The 13,837-nt window shown below is 36.5% G+C and carries 15 protein-coding genes and 2 pseudogenes; 16 read left to right on the top strand and 1 reads right to left on the bottom strand.

What is annotated here, in order from left to right; genetic code table 11:
* Positions 1–152: 152 nt before the first annotated feature.
* The 16 genes and pseudogenes from OK414_RS28055 (at position 153) to OK414_RS27980 (ending at position 12,628) form a co-directional block, all read left to right on the top strand.
* The gene (locus OK414_RS28055) at positions 153–410 is read left to right on the top strand and encodes a hypothetical protein (protein WP_034656083.1); all 258 of its coding nucleotides are present in this window, start codon (positions 153–155) and stop codon (positions 408–410) included.
* Positions 410–787 (top strand): hypothetical protein, encoded by a 378-nt coding sequence (locus OK414_RS28050; protein ID WP_050691797.1) that lies wholly within the window; start codon positions 410–412, stop codon positions 785–787. Before OK414_RS28055 ends, OK414_RS28050 begins: the two co-directional genes overlap by 1 nt.
* Positions 784–1,980, top strand: coding sequence for a MobP2 family relaxase (gene mobP2, locus OK414_RS28045; protein ID WP_205663226.1), 1,197 nt, complete (start codon positions 784–786; stop codon positions 1,978–1,980). Before OK414_RS28050 ends, mobP2 begins: the two co-directional genes overlap by 4 nt.
* On the top strand, positions 1,980–2,420 hold the full coding sequence (locus tag OK414_RS28040) for a hypothetical protein (RefSeq protein ID WP_050691669.1): 441 nt from the start codon (positions 1,980–1,982) through the stop codon (positions 2,418–2,420). The genes mobP2 and OK414_RS28040 overlap by 1 nt, the downstream gene beginning before the upstream one ends.
* A gap of 27 nt (positions 2,421–2,447) precedes the next feature.
* Positions 2,448–2,729, top strand: a complete 282-nt coding sequence (locus OK414_RS28035) for a hypothetical protein (RefSeq protein WP_205663225.1) — start codon at positions 2,448–2,450, stop codon at positions 2,727–2,729.
* A pseudogene (locus tag OK414_RS28030) lies at positions 2,722–3,690 on the top strand (ArdC-like ssDNA-binding domain-containing protein); the annotation flags it as partial. The gene OK414_RS28035 and the pseudogene OK414_RS28030, both read left to right, overlap by 8 nt.
* A gap of 431 nt (positions 3,691–4,121) precedes the next feature.
* Complete coding sequence (locus OK414_RS28025) at positions 4,122–5,156, top strand: hypothetical protein (RefSeq protein ID WP_050691671.1); 1,035 nt, start codon at positions 4,122–4,124, stop codon at positions 5,154–5,156.
* A 78-nt stretch (positions 5,157–5,234) separates the two neighbouring features.
* Positions 5,235–6,230, top strand: coding sequence for a DUF3991 and TOPRIM domain-containing protein (locus OK414_RS28020; RefSeq protein WP_050691672.1), 996 nt, complete (start codon positions 5,235–5,237; stop codon positions 6,228–6,230).
* Entirely contained in the window at positions 6,223–6,861 is a 639-nt protein-coding gene (locus OK414_RS28015; RefSeq protein WP_050691673.1) for a restriction endonuclease, read from the top strand. The genes OK414_RS28020 and OK414_RS28015 overlap by 8 nt, the downstream gene beginning before the upstream one ends.
* Positions 6,862–7,089: 228 nt before the next feature.
* Positions 7,090–7,236: a hypothetical protein gene (locus OK414_RS28010; protein ID WP_205663224.1), complete on the top strand. Its 147-nt coding sequence runs from the start codon at positions 7,090–7,092 to the stop codon at positions 7,234–7,236.
* A 252-nt stretch (positions 7,237–7,488) separates the two neighbouring features.
* Positions 7,489–8,658: a site-specific integrase gene (locus OK414_RS28005; RefSeq protein ID WP_264363554.1), complete on the top strand. Its 1,170-nt coding sequence runs from the start codon at positions 7,489–7,491 to the stop codon at positions 8,656–8,658.
* Between the two features lie 30 nt (positions 8,659–8,688).
* The gene (locus OK414_RS28000) at positions 8,689–10,824 is read left to right on the top strand and encodes a tyrosine-type recombinase/integrase (protein WP_205663223.1); all 2,136 of its coding nucleotides are present in this window, start codon (positions 8,689–8,691) and stop codon (positions 10,822–10,824) included.
* Entirely contained in the window at positions 10,817–11,212 is a 396-nt protein-coding gene (locus OK414_RS27995; RefSeq protein WP_034652919.1) for a DUF6262 family protein, read from the top strand. Before OK414_RS28000 ends, OK414_RS27995 begins: the two co-directional genes overlap by 8 nt.
* 104 nt (positions 11,213–11,316) lie before the next feature.
* Positions 11,317–11,724 (top strand): annotated as a pseudogene (locus OK414_RS27990) (L,D-transpeptidase); the annotation flags it as partial.
* A gap of 112 nt (positions 11,725–11,836) precedes the next feature.
* On the top strand, positions 11,837–12,052 hold the full coding sequence (locus OK414_RS27985; RefSeq protein ID WP_050691806.1) for a hypothetical protein: 216 nt from the start codon (positions 11,837–11,839) through the stop codon (positions 12,050–12,052).
* A 294-nt stretch (positions 12,053–12,346) separates the two neighbouring features.
* On the top strand, positions 12,347–12,628 hold the full coding sequence (locus tag OK414_RS27980; protein ID WP_050691616.1) for an AbrB/MazE/SpoVT family DNA-binding domain-containing protein: 282 nt from the start codon (positions 12,347–12,349) through the stop codon (positions 12,626–12,628).
* 251 nt (positions 12,629–12,879) lie between these two features.
* On the opposite strand, the gene OK414_RS27975 is transcribed toward OK414_RS27980, so the two are convergent.
* Complete coding sequence (locus OK414_RS27975; protein WP_050691139.1) at positions 12,880–13,809, bottom strand: hypothetical protein; 930 nt, start codon at positions 13,807–13,809, stop codon at positions 12,880–12,882.
* Positions 13,810–13,837 lie beyond the last annotated feature (28 nt).

Raw genomic sequence — 13,837 nt, 5'->3', positions numbered from 1 at the left:
GTTCACAGTAGGTTCACAGGAAGACGGTTTTCTTGACCCCATGGTTTTGCTAGGCTTTGCCTAGCCCCACACAGTCTGTGGGGGCAAAAACCCCTTATGCTCTTCTCTTTTTTTGAGGGGAGAGCACTACTAAAAAAGAGAGGGAAGATAAAATGGAGATTAAAATACGAAATGTAGATCCAATTGCCGTTAAAAAGATAGATGAATTGGCCAAGAAAAAGAAGTTGTCTCGTCAAGAATTTTTAAAAGGTCAGCTTGAAACACTTACGTTATTTCAAGCACAAACAGACCGAGAAAAGGAGTTAGAGAATCTGGTCCATTTCAATATTCAAACTGTAGAAAAATGTACAGAAGTCATGGAAACGATGAATCAATTTATCACCGAATTAATGGAGGGAGATGAAGAGTAATGAAACAAAGAAGAATGGTTTCTTTCGATATAAAAACAGACGAATACCTTCAAAAATATATGAAAGAACAACAATTTCGTTTTCCTGGAGATGCGATTGCTCGTATCTGTTTAGAGCATCAAACACTAAAAGAAGAAAAACAAGAAACACCAAGTCAGATTGTACCTGTTCCATCTGTCGAGGAAATGGTAGGAGCCATCGCTGAAAAAATAAATCAACTCATGGAAACGGAGCGCCTCTTTCTACGAAATGAATGGTTTTGCATGGAAGAAAGTATGAAGCGATCGATAATGGAAATCTTTCAAGAAGTAGAAGAAAAACAAGCTGCCAAACGAGGAGAATTGGTGGCAGCTATTTTAGAAAGGTATAACCAATGAGTGTAGCTTCTCTTACACCGGGTGTCGTACTGAAAACAAAATTCATTACAGCCAATCAAAAAGCCTTTCAAGATTATGTAGAGTATGTCGATCGTGAAGAAGCCCAAAAAGAAGAGAGTCCTGAGCTACATTTTTCACATTATCATGATTACATGGATAACCCTGAAAAGACCTCAGCGTTATTTACAAAACACGCTGATCAGTTAAACAAAGAAGAGAAGCAACAATTAAAAATACTGTTTGAAACCGCACAAAAAAATCAGAGTATCATGTGGCAAGATGTTATCACCTTCCATAATGCGTGGCTCGAAGAAAATGGGCTATATGATGCACGTACTCATACAGTTAATGAACAAAAGTTAATGCATGTGACTCGTCAATCAATGGAGGAAATGCTTAAAAGGGAAAAGTTAGATCAGTCGGCTGTTTGGTCGGCTGCTATTCATTATAATACCCAAAACATCCATATTCATGTTGCTACCGTAGAGCCAGATCCTACACGCAAACGAGGAAAACGAAAACCTCAAACATTAGATGCAATGAAGTCTAAAGTAGTGAATCAAATCATAGAGAGAGGCGATTATCAAAAAGAAATTAATGAGTTAATCCGTGCGCGCATTGTAGATAGAAAGAAACAAGATTCCTCGATGACATGGAAAAACCGTCACATGAAACCTTTGTTTCTACAAATTTATAATCATCTACCGGTTGATAAAAGACAATGGCACTATGGATATCAAACCATAAAGCCTCTTAAACCTTTAATCAATATGTTAAGTCAACACTATATTGAAAAACATCATCAAAAAGAGTACCAACAGCTACTTAAAAAACTAGATGAAGAGGTCAAAGAATTAAAGAAAGCTTATGGGGAAGGAACAAATGATCAAAAACGATATAAAGATTATAAGCAGAATAAAATCGATGAGTTATATCAGCGAATGGGCAATGCTTTTTTACAAGAAATGAAGACTTATGATGAAAAGCAACAGCGTGCTCAACGTCTTATCGAGCATGGGAAAACATCCAAACGTCCCAAAGGATTTCAGCAGCATGTGTCGATGCATGCATCCTTAAAAAGAATGGAACGAGCTTTTAAAAGTGAATATGAAAGTTGGAAAAACCAACAGCACTATGAACGATTACAAAAAGAAATCGAACATAAACATACAACGGAAAGAGGGTATGAATAATGGAAAAACAGAGACGTACCATTTCATTAGATATGGAAACAGACGAGTATATTCAATCTTATATGGAAGAGCATCATTTTCGTTTTCCTGGCGAAGCCATTATGGATATTTGCCAAAAGTATCGAAACGAACAAAGTAAAGAATGGTCATTGAAATATATTTCTGAAGTCGTCAGTCAAAACTTGTATGACGTACTAAAAGAGGAACTTAAGAAGATCCGTCTTGGCACAAATGCGACAGATAAAAATACGCAGATTTTAATTGAGTATATGAATGGCTTATTTGCTTTCCAAGGTTTTAAAGGACTCATTACTACTCAAATGCGAGAAATGGATAGTACGAGAATTGCACGAGAATTAGTGGAGGAACGTATTGCTCATCAGCGACAAAAACGAATTGATTGGGAAGAATCAAGAGGGAAATCTACATCTACTCAATGAATAGGTGTAACGAAATAGAAGGAGGAAATGAATATGTTTTTTCAAAAAGATGTGGTGTTGGTATCAATCAAAGCGATTGGTGAAAAGAGTGCGATTGTACAGTATCGCGATCAAGAAGAGGAAGTGTTTTTTACACCAGAAGAAGCGAAGGAGTTTCATCAATATATCAGTCATCTAGGTGATATGTTGATCCCGATGAATATCAAAACGAAGAAGCTCTTTGTCGAAGTAGATGAACCTTGGGTTGAACAAGAATTAGAGGAATTAAAAGAAATCTCATACCAAAAGGAGAACGAGAACGATGAGTAAAGGATATGTGAAAAAATCAGCCGAAGAGAAGAGAAAAGAAATTGAATCACTCACCAAGGACATGGAGAAGCGTATGGAACAGCATTTTCATTCACCAGAAGATTTAAAAGAGTATCTCTCTTTCATGGGTAAGTTCCATCAATATTCTTTATCAAACACTCAACTAATTCAACACCAATTCATGGGAGCACAAGCCGTTGGCTCCTTTGCTTTCTGGAAAGAAAAAGGATTCTCTGTCAATAAAGGAGAGAAAGGGATTAAAATTCTGGTCCCAAACAAAACCGTTCCTAAGTTTCAAGATGAAAAGGGAAAGTGGAAGTCGATTAATAAAGCGACTCCTCAAGAAAAGAAGCTGATACAAGATGGAAAAAAAGAAGTGTCTCAAGGCCGACTGTACTTTTCAGTCGGCCATGTTTTTGATGTGGTCCAGACGAACGTAAAATCGAGTGATTTACCTAAAGTCTTTCCAAATCGTTGGTTAGAGGGAAGTGTGGAGGATTACAAGGCGTTATATAAAGGAATGGAAGCTATCGCAGAAAAGAACGGCATCGCAATTATTGCACCAAAAGAGGAACTAGGGAGTGCTAAGGGTGTGAGCTATACTCTAACAAAAGAAGTAGCCCTCAATCCTCGAAACTCTGAAAAACAAAATGTCAAAACCCTGTTACACGAGTTGACCCACGCCAAGCTTCATACAAAAGAAACACATATGAACTATACGGCGGCGGAAAAGGAGTTTCAAGCTGAAATGACAGCTTATACCGTTTCGTCTTACTTTGGAATCGACACGAGCTCGTACTCACTCGATTACCTGTCGAACTGGACGAAGGGGAAAACCTTTGAAGATAAAACCAACCTGTTAAAAGAAGTACATGAAACGTCGGCTGAGTTTATTGGAACGATGGAAGAAACTCTTGTCAATGAACGAGAAAAACACCCATCATCTGAGAAGAAGATAGATCAACAAGAGCCTCTTTTTCCTCAAAATGTGCGTAAAAAATTGAAAGAAGGATATGAGGCTTATAGAGAAAAACAGCAGAATGAATCTTCGGACGATGTAAAGAGTGTATTCGAGCGCGTGAGGGCTGAGGAAACCTATTATTCAATCAAAGTCAAAGTCATTAAAAATGGATGGATGACGAAAGAAGAAGTGGTAAAACTTGAGCATCAAATAGATTCCGTGACGAAAAAAAATGAACAGGGAGTTATACATGGTCAAATTCAAAAAGAGCCTCTTACTTTCAAAACACATCATGAAAAGGAGCATCAGCCATATTTTCAAAAGCGAACAGGTACCGTCAAACACAAAAAAGATGAACAGGAAATGGAAAGATAAGCGAGCGTGCACGCTCTTTTTTTATGCCTAAATAAAACTTAAATGGAGGAATAACGATGAAAAAAGTGACATCTCTTTCAAATGACCAATTTAATACCCTTATTGCGGATAAACGAGCGTTAAAAACGTTTATGAAACACCCACAGAATGAAAAAATTGAGGCAGGATGGGCGAATGTCAGTGGTGAACAGCTGCAAGACATTCCTTCTGGCGCGATCTACCTCACGCAGTCCGCATTAGGCGAAGGAAAACCGCAGGTTTTATTGGTGTCGACAGACGAAACCGGAAAAAAACAAGCGTATGAAAGTGACACAACACTTGAGTTTTTAACGAGTCATGATGTCAGTCCTGTACTACCACAAGATCGGGACCAACAGCTACAAGTGAGTTATCAAAAGTTGTTAGAAGCACATGACCAAGAACAGCCACAACATGTCGAAAGTATGTTGGCGCGTGTGAATGCCGAAAAGGACTATGTACAGTTAAAAGGACTGACCATAAAAGAAGGCACTTTTACGAGGGAACAGGTGGATGCGATGGAGTCTCGTGTATCGGTGCACTACTACGATCAAAAACAGGCGAAAGAACAAGGACAATATAAAGATGATTACAAGCAAGAACTTCTTCATGAGCTGGAGAAGCCGAGTGAAGAATCACAATATAAAGCAGTTTATAAACAACAGTTGCTTACACAGTTAGGCATATCACAAGAAAAAACAACCGAAAAAGAATCAAATAAGCAAGGAGATCAGGAGAAACAAGAACCTGTTCAACCAAAGGCGAAAGAAGAAACACCACAGGCGAAAGAGCAGCGTTTGGCCAAGATGAGAGAATTTGAACAAAAACATTCGTTTGATAAGGTTTATAAGTTGAAAAAAGAAGTGCTGAGGGAATTAAAAGGGTTAGATTTGACGGATTCGCAACGTGAAAAGTTAACCAAATTGGAAAAAAACTTAGATACGGAGAAAAAGAATCATGACCAACAGAAAAAAGAAGAGAAATCACAAAATGGCTTTGTGAAATTTTTCGCACGGAAAAATGGTGCACATTCTAAGACAAAACAACATGATTCACACGAAGTAGAACGTTAAAAAAGGCAAAAGATGGAATAACTAGAGGGGGATGATTCCCTCTCTTTTTTCATAGGGTGAAAAGGAGGAGGGAGTGAGATGGAAAAACGCCTTTATGTCCGAAAGGAGGAGTCTATGAAAGCGAGAGATGTTGATTTATTGTCGTATCTGGAAGCCAAAGGCGAAACATTTGTGAAAGAGGGCCAGTATTATCGTCATACCGAACATGATAGCCTGCTGATTAAAGGGAATATGTATGCATGGAATAGCCGGAATGAGACAGGGTACGGAGCGATTAGTTTTGCTCAAATGTATTATGGCATGTCGTTTCCACAAGCCGTGTTAGATATTAATAAAGGCGATTATAAAGAAATTTCTCATTCCTATGAACAACCGTCGGTTTCAACGTCAAAAGAGCCTTTTCGATATCCAAAGGAATTAGAGGTACAGGATCAAACGAAAGCAAAAGAGTATCTTATCAGGGAACGGCACATTGATCCTCGGCTTGTTCATTGGCTCTTTCAAAAAGATTTAATTGCCCAAGACAAACGTAATAATGTGGTATTTAAATGGCGAGAACAGGGAGGCAAAGGGAAAGTCATTGGGGCGGATCGACAAGGAACCGTACCGATGAAAAATAAGCGTGGTTCCTTTAAACAAGTCCTGCCCAATGATAGCCCTCATACAGGATTTTCCGTTGATGTAGGAAAACCAACGAGTATTCATTTCTTTGAAAGTCCGATTGATCTCCTTTCCTATTGGAGTATACAAGAGAAAGAGTTGCAGAATACACGCCTCATTAGTATGAATGGCTTGAAGCCTAAAACGGTTGCGCAGTCGTATCTTGCAGCTCGACGTGAAGGTCTTCCCATCAAGGAACTGATATTAGCTGTGGATCATGACCAAGGAGGAAAGGAATTTATCACGAAAATGAATCAAATTGTCAATGCGGATCTCATCAAAGGAAAACTACCGTCTACAGGAAAGGATTGGAACGATGAGCTAAAAAAAGGAGCAAAAGAAAAGCCTTTTTCCAAACACTTTTCTCCTTCGAGAAACAAACCGAATGAACAGGAGCTTTCAATGAATGGATAATTTCATCACAAGTATCGGATATTTTCTTCTTTTTGTCATATTGTTTAAAGGTTCTCTTATGCTTTATCAGGTTATTCGAACGCGTAAACAGCATAAGGCATTATTGAAAGCTGATATGCCTTATATTGATAAAATGGATGGTAGGCAATTTGAAATCTATTTACAAATTCTTTTTCGACATTTAGGATATCATCCAGAAGTAACCAAGCAAACAGGGGATTTTGGCGCTGATTTAGTTATGGAGAGAGATGAAAAAATCGTGGTTCAAGCCAAACGATACGGCCACAAAAACCGAGTAAGTTTATCAGCTGTGCAAGAGGTACACGGGGCGAAAGCCTATTATCGAGCTAATCAAGCTTGGGTGGTGACGAATAGCTATTTCACCAAACAAGCCAAAGAGTTGGCAGCTGCATGTGATGTAAAGTTGGTTGATCGTGAGGATCTGCAAGAACTTATTCGTGCCATTAACCCTACGTTCGAAGCAAAAGAAATCTATGAAAATGTCACACCGGAAGCACGCAAGTGTCCAAAGTGCGGTAAGCAATTAGTGGTGAGACAAGGAAAGGGAGATCGTTTTTTTGGCTGTTCATCTTTTCCTTCCTGTCGTCATACCGAAAAAATAAATAAGTAAAGGTAGGAGCAAAGAAATAGACGGTTTTTAGAACGCTGAAATTTGCATCGAATGGGCAATTATACGAGAAATAAAAGTTAATTTCGTCAGAGAGCGTTTCTCTGCATGTCAAAATCGATAATTTAATAGGTTTTTGTTCATAAATGATTGTTACGAAGAGCATCTTTTTCATATAAAGAAGGTGCTTTTTTTGTTTCCTATAAAAATATAAAAAAGAGGAGAGTTTTTATGAAGAACATCTTTATCAAATCAATGACCGTTCTTACGTTACTAATGGTCGCATTGTGTGGAGTTAATGGAGGAAAAACAGAAGCAGCAAGCAAACCAGTGAATCAAGATTTAATTATCATTAATAAATACTACAATTTAAATTAAGGTAATAATTCATAGGATAGTTAGTCTGCTATGTGGTCTAACTATCCTTTTTTATTTACATAATAGATTAGAAAAATGAATATTGAAATAATAGTTTAATATGTATAAAATGTGATTGTAGATAAGAGTGTTAGTTTGGTTTTAAGTGGAGGACAAAGCCTCGGTGCGAGGACAGCACTCCGCAGAACCGTTAGGTTCGAGGATCTTAAAGAAATAACGATAACTAGATAACATTATGTGGGAGGCGTTTTCATGAGAGTAGAAGAAATATCTGTTGGTAATAGAAAGGCATATCTTCTAATTGGTACAAGTGGATTACCTGTTGAACCTGTTGCAAAGTATATGAAATACCTATACAACAGTGAGAGGAGCAGTAATACTTTACAGACGTACTGTACGGCTTTGAAATTTTACTTTACATACTTGGAGCAAACAGGAATTGATTATCAACAGGTGAGCTTTGAAAAGTTATCTAACTTCGTTGTTTGGCTTAGAAATCCCTATGAAAACAATAACGTTGTAATCCATAAAACAGCAAAAGCTAAACGCAGGGAAAGCACAGTAAACAATTACCTTACGGTCGTGGCATCATTTTATGATTACTTATACAGAAATGATTTAGTGGACTCAGACATGGTTGAAAAGCTTATGAAGAAGATGTTCATTGGTGCTGGTGGGAATGGGTACAAGGGTTTCTTACACCATGTAAATGGAGGGAAACCTATCTCTAAAAATATTCTAAAGCTGAAGGAAACCAGGAAACGCGTCCAAGTATTTACGAAAGAACAAGTCGAAGAAATCTATTATTCTACTACAAATATAAGAGATAAATTTCTTGTGCGGTTGCTTTTTGAAAGTGGATTGCGTATCGGAGAGGTTCTCTCCCTGTTTCTTGAAGATCTTCAATTCGATGCTAAACAAAGAAAGCACAAAATCCAACTGACCAATAGAGGTGAATTGCCAAACGGAGGTAAATTGAAGACTGGAGAGCGAAAATTAGACATCTCTCAGGGTCTCATGAACCTATACGATGATTATTTGTACGAAGTGGTTGATGAATATAACCCGGACCATAATTTTGTGTTTGTGAAGATTTGGGGAAGGAATGCTGGAGACCCCCTCACCTACTCCGATGTCTATGCGACCTTTAAAGAGATTGAAAGAAAAACAGGTATACATATTACCCCGCATATGTTTCGACACACTCATGCTACAATTTATTATCTTCAAACCAAAAATATCAAGCTGGTACAAGAACGTTTAGGTCACGCCCAAATTCAAACCACGATGAACCTATACATTCACCCCTCTGAGGATGAAATCCGAAAGGATTGGGAGAAAGCCGCCCATGCATTTGAGATTGGGCAAGAAAACAAGGAAGACTTTCAATCAAATATCCCTGACGAAGCAGTTCCTTTTTAGAAGCTAGTTAGAATTTTAGGAGGCAATTTATTGGATAAAATCATAGCAAACAATGCAATTACAAAAAATGAATATTGGAACTTAATCACATCTACTCTCTCCTCTTACGAGGTTAAGGATATATCTCCTGATGGAAAAGTAACAAGGAGAGTCGTGAATAATGATTACTTTTTAGTCAATGATATTTGGAATGTAAATGATATTGGTAACATCCCTAACTTTGAGGAAAGCTTCAACAGATACAAAGTTCCTAGCAGGAATCAAAAGTTTCCAACCGAAAACAAAACTATTGGCTTAGAACTTAAATTTGTTTATTATTGTAAGTTGTTTAACGATGAATGGAGTTTAAACAGCTTTTTTCATACTTACAAAACATTTCTAAACAAATTAGTTTTATTTCTTAACGAAAAACATTCTCACCTCTATTCTCTCCTTGATTTGGACGTTGAGAAAACTGAGAAAGAGTGGATTTGGTGGTTGAACACCAAAGGTGTAAAAACAACCCTAACAAGAAAAAGTATGCAGTATGGTGAATTTGAGACTAAAACACCAATAGCAACTTTCTTCCGTTCCATATATGAGAAATTATTTAATCTAACCGATACCCGTGAGGAATGGAGAAAAGATAGATGGGATGTTAGGGTGTTAAATGCCAATTATGGAGTAGATTACAACGCCTCACTACCACTTTATTATATTGATTTCACAAAAATTGAAAATGTTACTTTTAGACAATATTTAAAAAAATATATTAAAACTAGATTACTAGGTGGCAGGAAATTTTCTTGGTCAACTGCTCAAAATTATGTGAGATGGGTTCCAAAGTTCTTTAATTTTATTAATGAATTAGAACCTGAATGGGATGATTTAAAAGATCTTACAAGACAGCATATAGAAAAGTATGTAGAGTTTCTTCATCATTATGCCCAAAATAACTTAAAGAATAGAAATGCCAACCCGGAGAAATTTATATATATAAACGTGGAGTGCACTTATTCATTTTTAAGAGATACCCAGCGTTACGATTACAGTATTGCACCTAAGAAATCAACTACAAAGTTACTTTACTCTGAGGATTATCCTTCTCTTGATAAGAAATCAGATGATACTATTGATTACATTCCTGACTATGTATTAGAGCAATTATTTGACAATATAAACGACCTTCATTCAGATGTACAACCTGTCGTGTGGATTGCTTTTAAAACTGGATTGCGTATCAGCGATACATTAGGATTAACACAGGAGTGTTTGGTTCGGTTAAATGGCAAATATTCTATTCAAACCGATATTGAAAAAATATATGTGAATGGTCATAAAATCCCGATTGACGACCAATTAGCAAATATGATTGCCGTTTTAATCCATAAATCCAAGGAACTCAGTAACGATGATAACAACCCTAATAAATACATCTTCGTTCGGTACAAAGGTTCCCGTAAGGGAAAACCATTTTCCCAGTTTTGGGTACGAGATCAACTTGGAAAACTAGCTTTCGAAAAGAACATTACTGACGAAGTGGGCAATGTATTCCATTTCAAATCACACCAATTTCGACATACATATGCGGTCAAGATGTTGAATGGTGGCGCTGACATTTTAACCGTCCAGGAATTACTAGCTCATGCCTCGCCTGAAATGACCCTGCGATACGCCCGTTTATTGGACGATACAAAACGGAAAGCGTTTGAAAAGGTGGTTAAGCAAGGTGTATTTTCCTTTAACCTAAATGGGGAAATTCATCAAGTATCTGAAACAGAAGATATCCCTGAAGACATTCTAGATATGATGTGGAAAGATGAAAAGCTAAACGCTTTGGACAACCCCTACGGAACTTGTCGTGCTAGAGTGAAAGGAAACTGCCCATTAGCAGCAGAACCTCCTTGTCTCACAGCCAACGATGGAAAGCCTTGTTTTGATTTAGCTGTAGGTATGACGAGTTTTGACGTTAAAAAGTATGAACTTCTAATAGAAACCACTACAAAGTGGATTGAAGCCTCCAAAAAATATGGTCGCGAAGATATGGTCAAAGCTAATGAAAAAAACTTGGAGAGATACCAGAGCATTTATAAAACAATTAAGGGTGGGAATGTAATTTTTGGAAAATTTGAACGTGTGAAGAAACAGTTAGAAAGAAAACAGAAGAAAGGTGTTAAACATGGCTAATTTTGAACGTGAGGAGCAACTAAGGCAACTACATAAACAGCGAAAACAAGCAACTAAAGATAAAGTTGAGGAGGCTATTAAACGTCTTATAAAGAGTTCTAAGGCAATAAACTTTAATAGTGTGGCGAAAGAAGCAGGTGTAGCGAAAGCTACCCTATACAATCATATAGAACTCAAAGAGCGCATTGATTTCTTGCGAAATCAACAAGAAAAAGCATTTGTGGATGATAGAATTAAACGGGATGAAAATAATCAGAACGCGGTCATCTCTTCCCTCAAAAGAAGAATTGAAAAGTTAGAGAAAAAAAATCAACAATTAGAAAAAGAAAATAGAGAGTTGCGCCAAAAAGAAAATGAAAAGCTCACCGATTACTTTACAAAGTTATAAAGTTAAGCCCTCACATATTAGACATATCTAAAATGTGAGGGTTTTTTATTCTCAACAGTTTTACTTGTCTAACCTAAATATAATATAACAAGCTTGCTTATTTTCATAATGGAAAACTAGAAATGGTGGAGCCGGTTGCGACGGGGAAATCGTGGGACAAAACACCGGTTGGATTTTTTAAAGTCGTAAACAAAATTAAAAATCGCCCTTATTATAAAGGAAAGATTCCTGGAGGAGAGCCTCGCAATCCATTAGGAAAACGTTGGTTAGGATTAAATGCAAACGGTACGTATGGCGATACATACGGCATTCATGGCAACAACAATGAAAGCAGCATTGGAAAATACGTGAGTCAAGGTTGCGTGAGGATGCATAACACTTCTGTTGAAAAGTTATATGACAAAGTTCAAGTAGGTACTCCGGTTGCTATCACTTATTCCTATAAGAGCTTTGTTGATCTTACGAAAGTATATGGTTACAAGTTCAAAGGCTACAAGTTAAAAAACACTTAATAACGAAGCAGCATTTCGTGTTTATCACGGAATGCTGTTTTTTCTTTGTCTTCTTACCATAAAGCCCTTATCATAGAGATATATGAAAAATATGGATAAGGAGGATATCATTATGCGAGCGAAAATTGAAAAGGCTAAACATGTATGGATGTTTGAAGCAACAGGAGAGTTTTATGCTCATGAGGTGAGTAATGAGAAAATAAAAAGAGGTTTCTTTCTATGTCCTTCTTGTGAAGTAAGAGTGTATTATAAGCAAGATCATTTTTTTTCCCGTGAACATAAACGAAATTGCACCTATGTAATAGAACAATTTAAGAAAAAAGCCTAAAAGGGAAAGGGAAGAGACATTATTTTAACAAAATCCCTTCGTTTATTCATAAGAATAAGTAAATGGTGCAAGGAGAAACAAAAGATGAATCATAAAATGTCTAGAGTAGTTATAGAAGGGTACTATTTTAAACATCCGACAGTCTTGAGGCTACATAAACAGGATGAAGACTGTTTTAGTACCGTTTATATAATGTAGGAAGGAGCACTTAAGATTCCTTTGTTGGATTGATAAATCCAATTCATAGAAAATAAAATGAAGTAGAATATTGCAGCAAGAAGAGGAGAATATGAAATGAAATCAACAGGTATTGTACGAAAAGTAGATGAATTAGGAAGAGTTGTTATTCCAGTTGAGCTAAGAAAGGTTCTTGCTATTCGAGAAAAAGATCCTGTAGAAATCTTTGTTGACGGAAATCAAATCATTCTAAAGAAATATACGCATTACAATGAATGTGTCATTACAGGTGAAATCACTCCTCAAAATAAGGAGTATGCAAAAGGTTTAGTGTTAAGTCCAAGAGGGGCAGAAATTTTAAAGAATGAAATAGAGTTTAAGTTCAATATAAAAGCTTAATTTATGCATGATTTTATTCAGTACGAGTAATTTGTCAAAGGCTTGAAACCTCGATAAATCAACGATGTATAAAATACTGCATAAACGATAAATTTTAGTGTAGCGCTATCCCTTGCCGCCCAAGGGATAGCATTTTTGTTTGGTTCCGCGAATCGAGCTTATGTAAACTAGGGTTGTATATGATATACAAATAAAAAAAGCAGCCTAATATTATTTTAGGCTGCTTTTTCTTAATCGAGGCAAGGCTATTTTTATTTTATCGTAATTTTATTGGTATAAGTAGGTGTCCAAGGATCTAAGAGGGACCCTTTACTGTCTTCTCCCTTTTCAAATGGCCTTTCAATTACTCCTATAATTAGATTGTCGTTGTGATTCCATTCTTTGACAGTTAGAGGTAAGCTTGTAGTGCCATTTGTATTTGACGTAATGAAAGGCGTTTCTAATTTGAGTTGCTTATTGTTTAATAACGCGATAAGTGCATAGTTTTTATTTACTACTGGTGTAGGGAAATTAATCCATACTTTATCTGACTTATTTTTATCAATTACACCAAGCGCCTCTCTTAATGATTCTGTAGGCTTATATGAAATAAAAGGAATTGATTTTGAGTCATTACTATTTGGAATTTTATTTTCAAGTTTTGAAAAGTTAGGACGCGGAGGTATATCTTTTTTGACAATTAAGGTGCTTCTTCTTGAAAGATGCAAAGCCTCAGTAGGAATAAATTCATCCTTTTTTAGAGGTTTATCTGGGTTTCTTACTAAAAATAATAAAAAATCATGTCTACCTTCTTTAAGATTATTAATACTTATATCATCAAATTTAATTCTTTTTCGAGCTTCTAAATCTACCTCAACATATGGTTGAACTTTTCCTGATTTAGTCACATTAACTTGTTTATAATCGACAAAAAAGAATAAACGATATGTATTCTGCCAAGGGAAATCGTTATCAACTTCAATATGAGGAGTAAAAGAAGTTTTATTTAACATATATAAACGGTGTTGATCGCTCTTAGCTGTCTCATCACTTGATATAAGAATCATTTGTCGGACTTCTGGCTTGCTACTTACCTCTATAGCTTTTTTATCATTTGTATCTTTACTTACCTCATCTTTTGGTATCATTGAACATCCTATAGTTAGTATGGCAAAAAATAGAAACAAAAGTAACTTTTTCATAGAGCCTCCTTAAATGTAAGGAGTCCAC

The organism is Priestia sp. JV24 (genome assembly GCF_025910025.1).
In the GTDB taxonomy this organism is placed as follows: Bacteria; Bacillota; Bacilli; order Bacillales; family Bacillaceae_H; genus Priestia; species Priestia megaterium.
This window is presented reverse-complemented; position numbering and strand designations above follow the sequence as displayed.